At 58.4% G+C, this 17,390-nt stretch carries 12 protein-coding genes, 1 rRNA gene and 1 riboswitch; of the genes, 6 read left to right on the top strand and 7 right to left on the bottom strand.

Annotated features, from left to right (window positions below):
- Positions 1–11: 11 nt before the first annotated feature.
- On the bottom strand, positions 12–524 hold the full coding sequence (ubiC, locus tag D7S44_RS12030) for a chorismate lyase (protein WP_120455148.1): 513 nt from the start codon (positions 522–524) through the stop codon (positions 12–14).
- Between the two features lie 69 nt (positions 525–593).
- Complete coding sequence (gene psiE, locus D7S44_RS12025) at positions 594–1,004, bottom strand: phosphate-starvation-inducible protein PsiE (RefSeq protein ID WP_120455146.1); 411 nt, start codon at positions 1,002–1,004, stop codon at positions 594–596.
- Positions 1,005–1,293: 289 nt separating this feature from the next.
- Between psiE and D7S44_RS12020 the strand changes: the two genes are divergently transcribed.
- A complete protein-coding gene (locus tag D7S44_RS12020; protein WP_120455875.1) occupies positions 1,294–2,919 on the top strand; it encodes a Na/Pi cotransporter family protein in 1,626 nt (541 codons plus the stop codon).
- Positions 2,920–2,945: 26 nt separating this feature from the next.
- Here D7S44_RS12020 and panS read toward each other — a convergent pair whose 3' ends face one another.
- Positions 2,946–3,863 (bottom strand): ketopantoate/pantoate/pantothenate transporter PanS, encoded by a 918-nt coding sequence (gene panS / locus D7S44_RS12015; RefSeq protein WP_120455145.1) that lies wholly within the window; start codon positions 3,861–3,863, stop codon positions 2,946–2,948.
- A 249-nt stretch (positions 3,864–4,112) separates the two neighbouring features.
- Positions 4,113–5,465, bottom strand: a complete 1,353-nt coding sequence (gene lysC, locus D7S44_RS12010) for a lysine-sensitive aspartokinase 3 (RefSeq protein WP_120455142.1) — start codon at positions 5,463–5,465, stop codon at positions 4,113–4,115.
- A 110-nt stretch (positions 5,466–5,575) separates the two neighbouring features.
- A riboswitch (Lysine riboswitch) is annotated at positions 5,576–5,768 on the bottom strand.
- A 363-nt stretch (positions 5,769–6,131) separates the two neighbouring features.
- On the opposite strand from lysC, the gene pgi reads away from it, so the two are divergent.
- From pgi to D7S44_RS11985, 5 genes are all read left to right on the top strand, one after another.
- On the top strand, positions 6,132–7,778 hold the full coding sequence (gene pgi, locus D7S44_RS12005; protein WP_120455141.1) for a glucose-6-phosphate isomerase: 1,647 nt from the start codon (positions 6,132–6,134) through the stop codon (positions 7,776–7,778).
- Positions 7,779–8,290: 512 nt separating this feature from the next.
- Positions 8,291–8,539 (top strand): exopolysaccharide production protein YjbE, encoded by a 249-nt coding sequence (gene yjbE / locus D7S44_RS12000; RefSeq protein ID WP_033749135.1) that lies wholly within the window; start codon positions 8,291–8,293, stop codon positions 8,537–8,539.
- A gap of 73 nt (positions 8,540–8,612) precedes the next feature.
- Positions 8,613–9,260 carry a YjbF family lipoprotein gene (locus D7S44_RS11995; protein WP_120455139.1) on the top strand — a complete coding sequence of 216 codons (648 nt, stop codon included), beginning with the start codon at positions 8,613–8,615 and terminating at the stop codon, positions 9,258–9,260.
- Complete coding sequence (locus D7S44_RS11990; protein WP_120455137.1) at positions 9,257–9,994, top strand: capsule biosynthesis GfcC D2 domain-containing protein; 738 nt, start codon at positions 9,257–9,259, stop codon at positions 9,992–9,994. Before D7S44_RS11995 ends, D7S44_RS11990 begins: the two co-directional genes overlap by 4 nt.
- Positions 9,994–12,084 (top strand): YjbH domain-containing protein, encoded by a 2,091-nt coding sequence (locus tag D7S44_RS11985; RefSeq protein WP_120455135.1) that lies wholly within the window; start codon positions 9,994–9,996, stop codon positions 12,082–12,084. The genes D7S44_RS11990 and D7S44_RS11985 overlap by 1 nt, the downstream gene beginning before the upstream one ends.
- Positions 12,085–12,288: 204 nt before the next feature.
- Here the strand turns inward: D7S44_RS11985 and metH are convergent, their stop codons facing one another.
- The 3 genes from metH to rrf all read right to left on the bottom strand — a co-directional run.
- Complete coding sequence (gene metH, locus D7S44_RS11980; protein WP_120455133.1) at positions 12,289–16,020, bottom strand: methionine synthase; 3,732 nt, start codon at positions 16,018–16,020, stop codon at positions 12,289–12,291.
- Between the two features lie 85 nt (positions 16,021–16,105).
- A complete protein-coding gene (gene metA / locus D7S44_RS11975; RefSeq protein ID WP_120455131.1) occupies positions 16,106–17,035 on the bottom strand; it encodes a homoserine O-acetyltransferase MetA in 930 nt (309 codons plus the stop codon).
- A 249-nt stretch (positions 17,036–17,284) separates the two neighbouring features.
- Positions 17,285–17,390, bottom strand: a 5S ribosomal RNA gene (rrf, locus tag D7S44_RS11970); the annotation flags it as partial.

Raw genomic sequence — 17,390 nt, 5'->3', positions numbered from 1 at the left:
TTAAATCTTCCTCAGGCCAGGTCGCGATAGAGCGGCGAGGCAGGTAAAAACAGTTCCGTCAGCAGCAGCGGCTTGCCCGACAGCCGCAGCCGCGAGCGCCGTCCCCAGAGCGCGCCGACGCTGCCGGGTTCGATAAAGTCGCGGCTTAAGGTCGAAGAGGAGAAGAGATAGCGGCCAAGCGGGCGCGTTCCCAGCTGTTGCAGCATCTGCTCCGGGCCGTTGAGCGTGCTCTCCGGCACCAGCGTGCGGCCAATCAGCCAGGGCTCGTCGTCACCGCACAGCACGATCTCGCGCAGCCAGAAGCGCGTATCGTCAGGCAGAAGCGCCCTTTCATCGGTAAGCTCATCGGCGTTAATAAAACCTTCGCGCATCGGCCGCACCGTCACTTCCTGACAGTGCTGCTCGAAACGGCGCGTCATGGAGTCCTCTTCCATCAGCCAGTCCAGCAGCGGCGCGGTCAGCGTCGGATGCGTGGATGGCAGCCAGTTGAGCGCGCGTAATAAGCTGAGCGCCTCTTGCGACATATCACCACTCCCGTCAATTTTGAGGGCAACAGTGTAGCGCAGAGGCGCGGCGGGCACACCTGGCGACGTTTATTCGCGCTTCAGGCGGTTACTGTTGGCCAGCCACAGCGTCACGACCAGAATCAGAATGGCGCCGGAGTAGCAGAGCGTATCGAAGGGATTTTTGTGATCGACGATAATCAGCCGGATAATCGCCGTAATGCCGATATAGACAAAATAGCGCAGCGGAAAGTGATAGCCCGACTGGAAGTACTTCACGATCAGGGCGATAAATTCGAAGTAGAGGAAATAGATCACAATTCCCTCAATCAGCAGATAGGACGACGCCTGCTCGCCGGTGTTCAGCAACACGTTAGCAAGGTGCAGCGTCTCTTTGCCAAGAAACACCGCCAGAATCACCGCCAGCGCCAGCAGTCCCAGATTCAGCACCCATTGCAGCGCCAATGCGATGTACTGACCGCCGGTGGGTTTAACGTTCATAACTGGCCTCCATAATGGCTTTCCGTAAAAGATCGCCATCATGCTGTAATGTGATGCAGATCACAAGATTCCCTGCTCTGGCCTTGCGGCCGCTGCGGTTAAGAAGCCAGCATTTATCCCCCTCCTGCCTCAGAGAACTGGTCTACAGTTAAAGAGTCGGCAGCGTGCGCAGGTCCCTTAAAACTCAGGAAAAATTGCGCCCCGCCCGACGGCTCTCTTTGCAGATTGCTCTTACCGTCAGGCTGGCTCTCTGCTGCTTTTTAGCCTGACGGTTATGGAGTGGCGTGACGTGTTGACCTTGCTCAATCTTCTCTCTGCCGTCGCCCTGCTGGTCTGGGGCACCCATATCGTGCGCTCCGGCATTATGCGCGTCTTCGGTGCCGATCTGCGCCGCGTGCTCAGCCGCAGCATTGAAAAGAAACCCATGGCGTTTCTGGCGGGCATCGGCGTGACGACGCTGGTGCAGAGCAGTAACGCCACCACGCTGCTGGTCACCTCTTTCGTGGCGCAGAAGCTAATGCGCCTGGCGCCTGCGCTGGTCGTGGTGCTGGGCGCCGACGTCGGCACCGCCATCATGGCGCGTATCCTGACCTTCGATCTCTCCTGGCTGTCGCCGCTGTTTATCTTTTTCGGCGTCATCTTCTTTCTGTCGCGCAAGCAGACGCGCGTCGGGCAGATGGGCCGCGCCAGCATTGGGCTGGGACTGATTCTGCTGGCGCTGCAGCTGATTGTCAGCGCCGCCAGGCCTATTACCCAGGCGGCGGGCGTGCAGGTACTCTTCTCCAGCCTGACCGGCGATATCATGCTGGATGCGCTGATCGGCGCGCTGTTCGCCATTATCAGCTACTCCAGCCTGGCGGCGGTGCTGATTACCGCTACGCTGTCTGCTGCAGGCGTCATCTCGTTTAAAGTGGCGCTTTGTCTGGTAATCGGCGCTAATCTCGGCAGCGGTCTGCTGGCGATGCTCAACGCCAGCGGCTCCAATGCCGCAGGCAAACGGGTGGCGCTCGGCAGCCTGTTGTTTAAGCTGCTCGGCTCGCTGGCGATGCTGCCCTTTGTCAATCTGCTGGCGCCCTGGCTGGATAAGATGCCGGTCAATGACGAAGAGCTGGTGATCTTCTTCCACGTCTTTTACAACCTGATCCGCTGCCTGGTTATGGTGCCCTTCGCCGAACCGATGGCGCGGCTCTGTACTCGTCTGATCCGCGATGATGCCGAAGCGGATATGACGCTCAAACCGCGCCACCTTGACCGCAGCGCGCTGGATACGCCTGCCCTGGCGCTGGTCAACGCCGCGCGCGAGGCGCTGCGCATCGGCGACGTGCTGGAAATGATGCTGGAGGCGTTCAGCAAGGTGGTGCACGGCGAAGTACGCGAAGAGCGTACGGTGCGGCGGCTGGATGATGATGTGGACGTGCTCTATACCGCCATCAAGCTCTACCTGGCGCGTATGCCGAAAGAGGATCTGTCGGAAGAGGATTCGCGCCGCTGGGGCGAAATTATTGAAATGTCGTTAAACCTGGAGCAGGCGGGCGACATTATTGAGCGCATGAGCGCCGACGTCGCGGATAAGGCGCTGATGCCGCGCCGCGCTTTCTCCCCGGAAGGCATACAGGAGTTAGAAACGCTGCACGAACAGCTGCTGGCGAACCTGCGCCTCAGCCTGTCGGTTTTTCTTTCCCGCGACATCACCAGCGCGAAACGGCTGCGCCGCGCTAAACATCGCTTCCGCATTCTGATTCGCCGCTTCTCGCATGCGCATGTCGAGCGGCTGCATCAGAAGAACGTCCAGAGCATTGAGACCAGCTCGCTGCATCTGGGACTGCTGGGGGATATGAAGCGCCTGAATTCACTGCTGTGTAGCGTGGCCTATACGGTGCTGGAGCAGCCGGAGGACGAGCGGGATTATGAGTGAAACGGGGGCGCGCGGCCCCCGCTGAATTACTTCTTGTCGATCGGTTTGCCTGACCAGTATCCAGCCAGCAGCGAACCGGAAAGGTTATGCCAGACTGAAAAGAGCGCACCCGGCAGCGCGGCCAGCGGCGAGAAGTAGAGTTTGCCCAGCGTCGCCGCCAGACCGGAGTTCTGCATCCCTACCTCCAGCGCCAGCGTGCGGCAGGTCGACTCGTCAAAGCCGAACAGCTTGCCGCCCCAGTAGCCGCCCAGCAGACCGATGGCGTTGTGCAGTACCACGGCGGCGATGACCACCAGCCCGACCGATCCGATAAAACCCTGGCTGCCCGCCACCACGGCGCTGATGATCAAAAGAATGCAGATCATGGAGAAAGCGGGCAGGTAAGGCTCCACGCGGCGCACCAGACCGGTCAGGCTGTGGTGAATGATCAGCCCCAGGCCAATCGGGATCACGACGATCTTCACGATGCTGAGCAGCATGCCCACGACATCCACCTGAATATGCGTGTCGACATAGAAACGCGTCAGCAGTGGCGTGGCGAAAACGCCCACCAGCGCGGAAACCGAGGAGATAGTCACCGAAAGCGCGACGTCGCCCTTCGCCAGATAGATCATCACGTTCGAGGCGGTGCCGCTGGCCACGCTACCCACCAGAATCATGCCCGCAGAGAGATCGGGCGGCATGTGGAACAGCTTCGCCAGCCCCCAGGCGGCGAGCGGCATCACCAGATAGTGCAAAAAGGTGCCCGCGATCACCGGTGCCGGGCGCACCAGCACGCGTTTAAAATCGTCGATATTAAGCGTTACGCCCATGCTAAACATAATCAGCATCAGCAGCCAGGTGACCCAGGGCCCGATGCCGAGAAAGACGCCGGGCGAATACCAGGCGGCGGCGGAGAGCAGCACGGCCCAGAGCGGAAACAGACGGGTTAATTTGGCGAGCATAGCCGGACTTCCTTCTTCGAATGTTGTGTTTTTAAGCAGATGCCACAGAGAAACGCGACGCAGGAACGGGTGCGTCGGCGGACCGGGATCATAACATTTCGTTATCGGAGCGTAAGGCGGAGTAAGAGCCAGAAAGGAAAATGCGGATCGACTGCTGCCGATCCGCAAGATAGTGTCGGAGATACGCTGGCTTATGCGCTAAAAGGCGGTGGATCGCACCAGAGAGATCCGATCCCGCCGGGCGGATCGTTATTCAAACAGGTTTTTATGCAGCGCGCGCACTACGCTCTCCGCATCTTCGCCCGGCACCAGGAAGCAGAGATTGTAGCTGCTGGCACCGTAGCAAATCAGACGCAGGTTAAAGGGTTCAAGCGTGCCGAAGACCTCTTTGCCGACGCCGCGCGCTCTGGAAAGGTTATTGCCGATCAGCGCCACCAGCGCCAGATTCTCTTCCACCTCGACGCGGCAGAGCGACGAGAGCTCCGTCAGCAGCGCCTGGGTCAGCAGGCTGTCGCCGGTTGAGGTCGAGCCGGTGGTGTCGAGCGTCAGCGCCACGCTCACTTCCGAGGTGGTGATCAGATCGACGGAAATATTATGGCGCGCCAGAATAGTGAACACTTCAACGAGGAAACCACGCGAGTGCAGCATGTTCAGGCTGTGCAGCGTCAGCAACGTCTGGCGACGACGCAGCGCCAGCGCGCGGAACAGCGGCGGGTTGGCGGTTTCGCGATGGACGCGCGTGCCGCCAGCAGCCGGATCTTTGCTGGAGCCGACAAACACCGGGATGTCGCTGCGCACCGCAGGCAGCAGCGTCGCCGGATGCAGCACTTTTGCCCCGAAGATCGCCATCTCGGTCGCCTCTTCGAAGGTAATGTCGTCGATACGCTTGGCGGACGGGACAACGCGCGGATCGGTGGTATAGATACCCGCCACGTCGGTCCAGATATCCACGCGCGCCGCTTTCAGCGCTTCGCCCAGCAGCGCAGCGGTATAGTCGCTGCCGCCACGCCCCAGCGTGGTGGTGCGGCCCTTTTGCTCGCTGCCGATAAAGCCTTGGGTGATCACCAGCGACTGATCCAGACGCGGCTTCAGCAGCGCGGCGGCCTGCTCGGCCAGCGTCGCGATCTCCGGCTCGGCGCGACCGAAACGGTCATTGGTGCGCATCACTTTACGCACGTCGAACCACTCCGCTTCGACCTGACGCTCGCGCAGGATCTCCACGAACAGCAGCGTAGACATCAGCTCGCCGTGGCTGACCAGTTCGTCGGTTAGGGCGTTAGAGGTCGCCAGCGAGGCGGCGTCGGAAAGCATGGTGATGTTTTCGATCATGCGGTCGATTTCATCACGGATAACGGCGGGATTTTGCAGACGCTCGACAATCGCATACTGGATGCGGCGAATCTCGTCCAGCAGGTAAGCGCGCTGCGCCTGCTCCTGGCCTTCCGCCAGCGAAACCAGCAGGTTGGTCACGCCCGCTGATGCGGAGAGCACCACCAGACGCGTGTCAGCATTGGCCAGCACCACATCGGCGCTGCGGTTCATAGCATCGAAATCGGCAACGCTGGTGCCGCCAAATTTCGCCACGATCAGAGTTTGAGACATGTACGACCTCGTGTCAGGTTATCTTCTCCCGCGTGTATGGGACGGGAGACATTGTATCAGCCTTGGCACAAGGGAAGAGCAGAATTGGGCAGACAAGATCAGGAGACGAGTCACCCAGAAGCACTTCACCTTGCGAAGCGACCGACTGTGGACGCCTCTGGTGACAACCCAGGGGATTCAGCCCCTGCAGCCGACAGGCAACACTCCGTGTGTTGACCACCTCGGCGTCGCTCCCCCTGATGTGTTATCCCCGGATACGGTTCCTCCAACACACTGCCTGGGCGACGCGCCTCTTCTGGCTTGCGCACGGGTGCGCAAGTAGCCGCATAAAAATACCGGGTCATAAGCTTGCTGTCTACGTCTGTCGGCGATTTGCTGCGCTCTGAGCGTTAAATGGCCCGCCCGGGACCAGTTTATTCTGATTCGGCACAAGGTTCAGACGCTAAGTTCGCGGCACAATACGCGCCGCCGGGTCTGAAAAACCCCCGCAGCGACAGGCTGAAGCGGCGCGCGTTTTCAGGCGCGGAGGTTGCTGACGCCAGGCGCAAAGGTGATAACGCCGACAAAATTTTTCCTTTCAGTGGACACTGTTGTCATACTGAAACGCTATATGGGTGTGGTTACCCACGATGGAATGACGGTTCTTAAATCAACAAGAGTGTTGCCATGAAAAATATCAATCCGACCCAAACCGCAGCCTGGAAAGCGCTGCAACAGCATTTTGAACAGATGAAATCGGTGACTATCGCCGAGCTGTTCGCTCAGGATGCCGATCGTTTTGCTAAATTCTCCGCCACCTTTGACGACCAGATGCTGGTGGATTTCTCGAAAAACCGCATCACCCAGGAAACGCTGGACAAACTGCAGGCGCTGGCGAAAGAGACCGACCTGAGCGGCGCAATTAAATCGATGTTCTCCGGCGAGAAGATCAACCGCACCGAAGATCGCGCCGTGCTGCACGTTGCGCTGCGCAACCGCAGCAACACGCCGATTCTGGTAGACGGCAAAGATGTGATGCCGGAAGTCAACGCGGTGCTGGAGAAGATGAAGCACTTCTCAGAGCGCATTATCGGCGGCGAATGGAAAGGCTATACCGGCAAAGCGATCACTGACGTGGTGAATATCGGCATCGGCGGTTCGGATCTCGGCCCGTTTATGGTGACGGAGGCGCTGCGCCCTTATAAGAACCACCTGAATATGCACTTCGTCTCTAACGTGGACGGCACGCATATCGCGGAAACCCTGAGAGATCTCAGCCCGGAAACCACGCTGTTTTTAGTGGCGTCAAAAACCTTTACCACCCAGGAAACCATGACCAACGCCCATAGCGCGCGCGACTGGTTCCTGAAAACCGCTGGCGATCAGCAGCATGTCGCGAAGCACTTCGCCGCGCTCTCGACCAATGCGAAAGCGGTGGGCGAATTTGGCATCGACACGGCCAATATGTTTGAGTTCTGGGACTGGGTCGGCGGACGCTACTCGCTGTGGTCGGCCATCGGCCTGTCGATTATCCTCTCTATCGGCTTCGATAACTTCGAACAGCTGCTGAGCGGCGCGCATGCGATGGACCAGCACTTCTCCACGACGCCAGCTGAGCAGAACCTGCCGGTGCTGCTGGCGCTGATTGGCATCTGGTACAACAACTTCTTCGGCGCCGAGACCGAAGCGATCCTGCCCTACGATCAGTACATGCATCGTTTCGCGGCCTACTTCCAGCAGGGCAATATGGAATCTAACGGTAAGTACGTCGATCGCGACGGCAATCCGGTGGATTACCAGACCGGCCCCATTATCTGGGGCGAGCCGGGCACCAATGGTCAGCACGCGTTTTATCAGCTGATCCATCAGGGCACTAAGCTGGTTCCTTGCGACTTTATCGCGCCGGCTATCACCCATAACGCGCTGGCGGACCATCATCAGAAGCTGCTCTCTAACTTCTTCGCCCAGACCGAAGCGCTGGCGTTCGGCAAGTCACGCGACGTGGTAGAGAAAGAGTTTACCGATGCGGGTAAATCTGCTGAGTCCGTCGCGCACATTGTGCCGTTCAAGGTGTTCGAAGGTAACCGCCCGACTAACTCGATCCTGCTGCGCGAGATTACACCCTATAGCCTCGGCGCGCTGATTGCGCTCTACGAGCATAAGATCTTCACTCAGGGCGCTATCCTGAATATCTTCACCTTCGATCAGTGGGGCGTAGAGTTAGGCAAACAGCTGGCTAACCGTATTCTGCCTGAGCTGGAAAACAGCGCGGAGATTAACAGCCACGACAGTTCCACCAATGGCTTAATTAATCGCTATAAGTCCTGGCGCTAATTAGCACTGAATCTCTTTATGGCGGCCATACGGCCGCCTTTTTATTGCCGCGGCGAAGAAAATAAACGCTTTTTGGCTGATAATATGCGCAAGCCAGACGGGATAATTCTTAAATTGAGTTGAGATTGCTCTGAAGATGCAGTTAAAAAGCCAGTCCCTCTCGCGTTTAAAATGGCCCTTATTTCCCCTTCACCTCTCCCCTTCCTCCTGTTTTTAAAAGGAATTTTATTTTTAGCTCGCCAGGTAAAATCTGATAATAGCGTTTCAGTCCCATTTATTACTAAAAAAGTAAAAAACGCTTTGCATGTAATTCCATGACAGCAATTAATTCCGTCCTGCCGTAAATATTAAGAAGAAAAAAGGGGTTATTGCTGTTTAGTCTCCTTTTTAGCCAAAACAGGGGGGCCGTTTCGACCGCTTTTTCCCACGCTGAACTCTGGTAATTTGTTGCCCTATACTGAACACGCCCGAAATGGGTACATCCTTCATTCACTCAATGCAGGACAAGCTGTATGAAAAAAATCATGGTTGCCGGAGCAGCCGTACTATACGTCGCAGCGCATTCCGTGGCTTTTGCCGCTCCGGAAGAAGCGGGTGCCGCAGCGGGTGCGCAGGCGGGAGCAATCTCCGCCGGCACTTCAACCGCTGTCGGTATCGGCGCGCTCGGCGCATTAGTCGGTGTCGGCATCGCTGCCTCTGGCGGTGGTGACGGTGCGAATACCGGTACAACAACCACGACGACAACGAGCACCACTCGTTGATGTAGCACCTTTAAACATAACCACACAGTCGTGTGGTTATTTTTTGCTTTGGCTTCTTTTACAGGGACATACAGTGCGCCAACTTCCTTTTTTGCTGGCTTGCCTGCTGCTGCAGGCCTGCACGCAGACGCAAAAAGGGCTGGAACAGACCGTCATGATGGCGGTGTCTGGCCCCGATGACGTGGTTAAAACCGACCAGCAGATCGCCGATCTGCCCTATGCCAGCCTCTATGCCCGTATTAATGAAGGTCCACAGATTTTCGTCGTGCTGGGCTATAACGAAAACGGCCAGCAGAAGTGGATTACTCAGGATAACGCCATGCTGGTGACCCGACACGGCCGCCTGGTGAAAACCCTGGGCCTGCCGGATAACCTGCAGCAGGTCAGTAATCTGCCGCAGGACCCGCTGGCGGACGCGCTGCATCTGCGCGACGGCGCTAACTGGACGCGTATCGTGCAGTGGACCGAAAACGGCAAGACGCGCGCCGCTACCGTGAGTTCCCGCTTTGCGCGCGGCACAGACGAGGTGCTGACGCTGGCGGGTCGCCGCGTCGCCTGTCGCGTCTGGACCGAGCAGGCACGCATCGCGGCCACTGGTCGCGCCTGGGAAAACACCTTCTGGATCGATAACAGCAGCGGCGAAGTGGTGCAGGCGCGCCAGATGCTGGCTGCGGACGACTTCCCTGTTGCCACTACCCTTCTGAAGCCGGCGAAATCATGAAAACAACACTCTCTTTGCTGGTCGGGCTGATGCTGGCTGGCAGCAGCGCCGCGTGGGCGGCGGGACAGGTGACGGTGCATACCGCGCAGGGCAGCGCCACGCTCGACAACGTACAGAACCTGGCGCAGCTGGTGACGCAGCCTGCGCTTATCGACAAAGCCTGGTGGGACGGCGCGGTAATTGCCGAACGAAACGCCAGCGCGATCGCGCAGCGACAGCAGCAGCAAACGCTGGCGGATCTGCGCGCCTGGCAGGCGCAAAGCAGCGGCGATCGCGCCGCCGCCATCGGCGAAGTCGTACGCCAGCTCAGCGCGATCGCGGTAACGGGTCGCCAGTCCGTCTCGCTCGATCCCGACTGGATACGCCTGCATGCCGATGCCAACCGTCGTCTTGAGGGTCGTTACGATCTCTGGCTGACGCCGCAGTCCGACAGCGTATGGCTGCTGGGCGCGCTAAGCGGCGCAGGCAAGGTCAGCTGGCAGCCCGGCCAGACGGTACGCGGCTATCTGGCGGGACACGAGCATCTTTCCGGTGCGGAAAACAGCTACGCCACGGTGATCTCACCCGCCGGTGAGACGCAGCGCGTGCCGGTGGCTTACTGGAACCAGCGTCATACCGAGGTCGCGCCCGGCAGCATTATCTGGCTTGGCTTCTCCTCATGGAGCCTGCCTGACGCGTATGACGATTTAAACCAGCGCATGATTTCTGTTCTGACTCACCGGGTGCCAGAGTGATGAATAAACGACTTCTTTTCAGCCTGCTGGCTGTTTCCGTGGCCGCCGCGTGCCAGGCGCAGGCCGATACCTTTCCCGATCCGGTGGGTCCGTCGCAGTCAGATTTCGGCGGCGTCGGCCTGCTGCAGGTGCCGACCGCGCGTATGGCGCGCGAGGGGGAATTCAGCCTTAACTTCCGCGACAACGATCAGTACCGCTACTACTCCGCCTCGCTGCAGCTCTTGCCCTGGCTGGAGACTACGGTGCGTTATACCGACGTCCGCACGCGTCGCTACAGCGCCGTAGAGAGTTTCAGCGGCAACCAGAGCTATAAAGACAAGGCGTTCGACCTCAAGCTGCGCCTGCTGAAAGAGAGCTACTGGCTGCCGGAAGTTGCTTTCGGCACGCGCGATCTCGGCGGCACCGGCCTGTTCGACAGTGAATATCTGGTGGCGAGCAAAGCCTGGGGACCTTTCGACTTTACGCTCGGACTCGGTTGGGGCTACCTCGGCAACAGCGGCACAGTTAAAAACCCCTTCTGCTCTTACAGCGACAGCTACTGTCAGCGTCCTGGCGTGGGCGAAGCGGGCTCCATCAACGGCTCGCAGATGTTTCACGGCCCCTCGGCGCTCTTCGGCGGCGTAGAGTATCAGACGCCGTGGCAGCCGCTGCGCCTTAAGCTGGAGTATGAAGGCAACAACTATCAGGATGATTTCGCTGGCAGGCTCGACCAGCGCAGCAAGGTCAACGTCGGCGCGATTTACCGCGTCACCGACTGGGCTGATATCAACGCCAGCTATGAACGCGGCAATACCTTTATGTTCGGCGTGACGGTGCGCACCAACTTCAACGACCTGCATCAGGCGCATATTGACAGCGCGAAGCCCGATTACCGCCCTCATCCGCAGGAGCGCATGCTGGAGCCGACCGTCGTCGCCAGCCAGCTGACCGACCTGAAGTACAACGCCGGGCTGAACGGGCCGCGCATTCAGACCAGGGGCAGCACGCTGTTTGTCTCCGGCGAGCAGACCAAATATCGTGACACGCGCGAAGGGGTCGATCGCGCCAACCGCATCATCATGAATAATCTGCCGGCAGGCATCGATACCATCGAGGTCACCGAGTCGCGTTTCAATATGCCGCAGGTAACGACGCGCACCGACGTAAGCAGCCTGCGCAATCAGCTGGAAGGTTATCCGCTCGGCCAGGAGCAGCCGCTGCGCCAGACGCGTGAAAACCCGGTCGATGCGGGCGAGACCGAGCAGGGATTCTTTATTCGTAAAGAGCGGCTCAACTACAGCCTGTCGCCGGTGCTGAACCAGTCGGTCGGCGGACCGGAAAGCTTTTACATGTATCAGGTCGGCGTGATGGGCAACCTGGATTACTGGTTTACCGATCATTTGCTGGTGGGCGGCAGCCTGTTCGGCAACCTCGCCAATAACTACGACAAGTTCAACTATAACGGCGCGCCCGCCGACTCCACCCTGCCGCGCGTGCGTACCCATATCCGCGACTATGTCGAGAATAACGTCTACGTAAACGATCTGCAGGCCAACTACATGGGCTACCTCGGCAACGGCTTTTACGGCCAGATGTACGGCGGTTACCTTGAGACGATGTATGGCGGCGTCGGCGGCGAGCTGCTCTACCGTCCGGTCGACAGCAACTGGGCCTTTGGCGTTGACGCCAACTATGTGCGCCAGCGCGACTGGGACAACATGATGCAGTTCACCAACTACAAGGCGCCGACTGGCCATGTTACGGCTTACTGGCGGCCGTGGTTTATGCAGGATCTGCTGGTGAAGGCGAGCGTCGGACAGTATCTGGCGAAGGATAAGGGCGTCACGCTTGACGTTTCGAAGCGCTTCGACAGCGGCGTAATGGTTGGCGTCTATGCCACCAAAACCAACGTGTCGTCAGAGCAGTATGGCGAAGGGGATTTCACCAAAGGTTTCTATCTGTCGATTCCACTGGATCTCTTTACCGTTACGCCGACGCGCGGCCGCGCGCAGGTCAACTGGGTGCCGCTGACGCGTGACGGCGGACAGATGCTGGGCCGCAAATATCAGCTTTATGACCTGACGTCCGATCGCGACGCGCGCTTTAACTAATCAGGCAGAGGGCACCGCAGCTAAAGCGGCTGAAAGGAGCAGAACGCGCCAGGGCTAAAAACGCCAGGCGCGTTTTGAACAACGCAGCGCGCTGGCCCGTTCAAGGACGCACCTCAGAGATGAGGTGCGTCTCTGCGCGGAGCGAGCAGGAATGCCTTGAGCGACTTTACGACCGGCTACCGTTGCCCGCTTCCAGCACCCTTTTTAATCCGCGTCATATCCCAGGTTCGGCGCCAGCCAGCGCTCTACCTCGCTTACCGCCATACCTTTACGCGCAGCGTAATCTTCCACCTGATCGCGCTGTATCTGCGCCACTGCGAAATAGCGGCTGTCGGGATGACTGAAGTACCAGCCTGAAACCGACGCGCCAGGCCACATGGCGAAGGATTCGGTGAGCTTCATGCCGGTATGGGTTTCCACATCCAGCAGCTGCCAGATGGCCGCTTTCTCGGTATGCTCCGGACAGGCCGGATAGCCCGGCGCGGGACGAATGCCCTGATAATTTTCGCGGATTAGCTCATCGTTGCTCAGGTTCTCATGGGCGGCGAAGCCCCAGATCACCTTACGCACCCGCTCATGCAGATACTCGGCGAAGGCTTCGGCCAGACGATCGGCCACCGCTTTAACCATGATCTTGTTGTAATCGTCGTGCTGCGCGTCATACGCCTCCGCCAGTGCGTCCTCCTCAAGGCCGCCGGTCACGGCGAAAGCGCCCAGATAGTCCGCCTTGCCGCTCGACTTCGGCGCGACATAATCCGCCAGACAGTAGTTGGGGAAATCGGTTTTCTCCGTCTGCTGGCGCAAATGATGGCTGACGGCAATCACCTCGCGACGGCTCTCATCGCGGTAAATCTCAATATCGTCCCCGACGCGGTTGGCCGGGAAGATGCCCACCACACCGCGCGGCGTCAGCGTTTTTTGCGCGCTGAGGCTGTCCAGCATAGCGTTGGCGTCGGCAAACAGACGCTTCGCCTCTTCGCCTACCACTTCATCTTCAAGAATGCGCGGATATTTGCCCGCCAGCGACCAGGTCATAAAGAACGGCGTCCAGTCGATGTAGTTGCGCAGCGTATCGATGCCAACCGATATCTCGCTGACGCCGAGACGATGCGCCGATGGCGGCGTATAGCTTTCCCAGTCGATACGGACCGCGTTATCGCGCGCCACCTGTAGCGAAACCGGCGGCGTGCGCGGTTTTTTACGCGCGTGCTGAATACGCACGGTGTCATACTCTTTACGCGTACGCGCCACGAAATCCTCTTTCAGCGTCGGCGACAGCAGCGATGACACCACGCCGACGGTGCGCGAGGCATTCTGCACGTAGACCGTCGGGCCGCTGTAGTTCTGCTCGATCTTCACGGCGGTATGCGCCTTTGAGGTCGTCGCGCCGCCAATCAGCAGCGGCAGCGTAAAGCCCTGACGTTCCATCTCTTTCGCGACGTTGACCATCTCATCCAGCGACGGCGTGATGAGACCCGACAGCCCGATAATATCCGCCTTCTGCTCTATGGCGGTTTTCAGGATCTTGTCGCTCGGCACCATCACGCCGAGGTCGATAATCTCGTAGTTATTACACTGCAGCACAACGCCGACAATATTCTTACCGATGTCATGCACGTCGCCTTTGACCGTGGCCAGCACGATTTTGCCGTTACTGCGGCCCGCCTCTTTGCTGGCCTGAATATAGGGCTCAAGGTAAGCCACCGCCTGCTTCATGACGCGCGCCGACTTTACCACCTGCGGCAGGAACATCTTCCCTTCCCCGAACAGGTCGCCTACCACATTCATTCCCGCCATTAACGGGCCTTCAATCACCTCAATGGGACGCGCTGATGCCTGACGCGCCTCTTCGGTATCCTGCTCGATAAATTCGGTGATGCCTTTAACCAGCGAGTACTCCAGACGCTTCACCACGTCCCAGCTACGCCATTCCGCCTGCTGCTTATCCTCTGCACCGTCGCCTTTGCTGGCGCGATATTTCTCCGCCAGCTCAAGCAGACGCTCGGTGCCGTCAGCGCGGCGATTGAGAATCACGTCCTCTACCGCGTCGCGCAGTTCGGCAGGCAGATCGTCATAAATCGCCAGCTGCCCGGCGTTGACAATCCCCATATCCATACCGTTGCGGATAGCGTAATAGAGGAACACGGCGTGAATGGCTTCGCGCACCGGATCGTTGCCGCGGAAGGAGAAGGAAACGTTAGAGACGCCGCCGGAGATCATCGCATGCGGCAGTTCACGCTTGATATCTTCGCAGGCGCCGATAAAGTCCATCGCGTAGTTGTTGTGCTCATCGATACCGGTGGCGACCGCAAAGATATTCGGGTCGAAGATAATATCTTCCGGCGGGAAGCCGACCTGCTCGGTAAGGATTTTATAGGCGCGGCGGCAAATCTCGATTTTGCGCGCGCGCGTATCTGCCTGGCCCGTCTCATCAAAGGCCATTACCACCATCGCCGCGCCGTAGCGGCGTACCAGTCGCGCATGGTGGATAAAGATCTCCTCGCCCTCTTTCATTGAGATCGAGTTAACGATGCCTTTGCCCTGAATACACTGCAGGCCTTTCTCGATCACTTCCCACTTAGAGGAGTCGATCATAATGGGTACGCGCGCAATATCCGGCTCGCCGGCGATCAGGTTAAGGAAACGCACCATCGCCGCTTCGGCGTCGAGCATTCCCTCATCCATATTGATATCGATAACCTGCGCGCCGCTCTGTACCTGCTGCAGCGCGACTTCCAGCGCTTCGTTGTACTTCTCTTCTTTGATCAGTCGCTTGAACTTAGCCGAGCCGGTGACGTTGGTGCGTTCGCCTACGTTGACGAACAGCGTCTCGCTGCTGATGTTGAGCGGCTCAAGCCCGGAGAGGCGACAGGCGACCGGAAGCTCAGGCAGTTTGCGCGGCGCAACGCCTGCGACAATATCCGCCATCGCCTTAATATGCTGCGGTGTGGTGCCGCAGCAGCCGCCGATAATGTTGAGGAAACCGGCGCGCGCCCATTCGCCAATCTGGTCGGCCATCACGTCGGCATCAAGATCGTATTCGCCAAAGGCATTGGGCAGCCCGGCATTGGGGTGCGCCGTGACGTAGCATTCGGCGATACGCGACATCTCCGCCACATACTGGCGCAGCTCATCCGGGCCAAGGGCGCAGTTGAGGCCAAACGACAGCGGTTCGGCGTGACGCAGCGAGTTGTAGAAGGCTTCCGTCGTCTGGCCGGAGAGCGTACGGCCTGAGGCATCGGTAATTGTGCCGGAGATCATCAGCGGCAGATTGACGCCCAGCGCTTCCATCTCGGTCTGCACGGCGAAGATCGCCGCTTTGGCGTTTAGCGTATCGAACACCGTTTCGATCATGATGATATCCGCGCCGCCCTCAACCAGCGCGCGCGTCGATTCGCGATACGCCTCTACCAGCTGGTTGAAGGTGACGTTGCGGTAAGCGGGATCGTTCACGTCCGGTGAGATCGAACAGGTGCGGTTGGTTGGGCCAAGCACGCCAGCGACGTAGCGTGGACGATGCGGCGTTTTCGCCGTCCATTCGTCGCAGCAGGCTCGCGCCAGCCGGGCGGCTTCGTAGTTAATCTCTGCCGACAGCGCTTCCATCTGGTAATCCGCCATGGCGATCCGGGTGGCGTTGAAGGTATTGGTTTCCAGAATATCCGCGCCCGCTTCCAGATAAGCGTGGTGGATCTCGCGGATCACCTCGGGCTTGCTGAGCACCAGAAGATCGTTGTTGCCTTTAAGATCGCAGGGCCAGTCGCCGAAACGACTGCCGCGAAAATCCTGCTCGTCCAGTTTATAACTCTGGATCATGGTGCCCATGCCGCCGTCCAGCACCATGATGCGTTGCGCGAGCTGCTGATGCAGCGCTTCGATTCTGTTGCTCACTCTTGCCTCATTCAGCTCAGTCTGCTGGCTAAAATACCAGCGCGTCATACTGGCATAACTTTCATAAGGGAGGAAGCCGCGACGAATACGCGGCTGGGACGTAAAAACTTTTGCGAACGATCCTGCTACCAGATTACTCCAGCGTAGGATTCATGCGGCGCAGATCGAATGGCGTAATCTGGTAAACATAATAGTTTAGCCAGTTGGAGAACAGCAGGTTGCCGTGGCTGCGCCAGGTCGCGCGCGGCGGCAGTTCCGGATTGTCCTGGGGAAAATAGTTAAAGGGCACTTCCGGCTGCAGGCCCGCCTCGTAATCCCGGTGGTATTCGCCAGACAGAGTGAGCGCGTCATATTCAGGATGGCCGGTAACAAAAACCAGACGTTTGTCTTTACTGGCCATCAGATAGGCGCCGGTCTGCTCAGATTCGGCGAACAGCTCCAGGTCGGTATAATCCGCGATCAGCTGCGTCGGGAAATCGGCATAGCGCGAATGCGGCGCGAGAAAGTTATCGTCAAAGCCGCGCGTCAGCAGTGCGTGGGGATGCAAAATATGATGTTCATACACGCCCGACAGTTTGTTCTGACGCGTCTGCTTGGGAATGCCGTAAAGAATATTCAGCGCCGCCTGCACTGCCCAGCAGACAAAAAGCGTTGAGGTTACATGCTCTTTCGCCCAGTGCAGCACGCGCTGGATCTGCGGCCAGTAAGCGACATCGTTAAAATCTACCAGACCAAGCGGCGCGCCAGTGACAATCAGCCCGTCAAAGTTATCGTGCTGAATATCATCAAAGTTGCAGTAAAAGTTGTTGAGATGCTCCGTCGGCGTATTGCGCGATTCGCGGCTGTCGATACGCAGCAGCTGTATGTCGATCTGTAAGGGCGAGTTGGAGAGCAGTCGCAGGAACTGGTTTTCCGTCTCGATCTTTTTCGGCATCAGATTGAGCACCAGAACTTTTAACGGACGGATTTCCTGAACACTGGCGCGCGATGAGGTCATCACAAAGACGTTCTCATTACGCAAGAAATTTACTGCCGGTAATTCGTCGGGAACCCTGATTGGCATGTGCGGCTTTCCTCTTCACAACCGTATATACGTTTAGACATCCAGATGCCCAACCATAACCTGGCGACATGATGATGTCGAGTCTTCATGCGATAAATGAAAATGTTTCAGCTAAAAACGGCAAACAGAGCGTAAGAGGCAAAAATCAGGTGATAAAAAGGCAGGTTAAAGCATATTGAGAGATAAATTTCAGCGATCGACAGACGTAAAAAAGCCCCCTGCGTCAGCAGGGGGCTTTTCTGTATGGATGCCTGGCAGTTCCCTACTCTCGCATGGGGAGACCCCACACTACCATCGGCGCTACGGCGTTTCACTTCTGAGTTCGGCATGGGGTCAGGTGGGACCGCCGCGCTAA

Source organism: Pantoea piersonii (assembly GCF_003612015.1).
GTDB classification, from domain to species: Bacteria; Pseudomonadota; Gammaproteobacteria; order Enterobacterales; family Enterobacteriaceae; genus Pantoea; species Pantoea piersonii.
Note: the sequence above shows the minus strand (reverse complement) of the source record. Positions and strands in the feature narration are given on the sequence as shown.

Coding starts and splice junctions, on each gene's coding strand:
- ubiC (WP_120455148.1), bottom strand. CDS start 524: ATGTCGCAAGAGGCGCTCAGCTTATTACGCGCGCTCAACTGGCTGCCA.
- D7S44_RS11990 (WP_120455137.1), top strand. CDS start 9,257: ATGAAAACAACACTCTCTTTGCTGGTCGGGCTGATGCTGGCTGGCAGC.
- yjbE (WP_033749135.1), top strand. CDS start 8,291: ATGAAAAAAATCATGGTTGCCGGAGCAGCCGTACTATACGTCGCAGCG.
- lysC (WP_120455142.1), bottom strand. CDS start 5,465: ATGTCTCAAACTCTGATCGTGGCGAAATTTGGCGGCACCAGCGTTGCC.
- psiE (WP_120455146.1), bottom strand. CDS start 1,004: ATGAACGTTAAACCCACCGGCGGTCAGTACATCGCATTGGCGCTGCAA.
- metH (WP_120455133.1), bottom strand. CDS start 16,020: ATGACGCGCTGGTATTTTAGCCAGCAGACTGAGCTGAATGAGGCAAGA.
- pgi (WP_120455141.1), top strand. CDS start 6,132: ATGAAAAATATCAATCCGACCCAAACCGCAGCCTGGAAAGCGCTGCAA.
- D7S44_RS11985 (WP_120455135.1), top strand. CDS start 9,994: ATGAATAAACGACTTCTTTTCAGCCTGCTGGCTGTTTCCGTGGCCGCC.
- panS (WP_120455145.1), bottom strand. CDS start 3,863: ATGCTCGCCAAATTAACCCGTCTGTTTCCGCTCTGGGCCGTGCTGCTC.
- metA (WP_120455131.1), bottom strand. CDS start 17,035: ATGCCAATCAGGGTTCCCGACGAATTACCGGCAGTAAATTTCTTGCGT.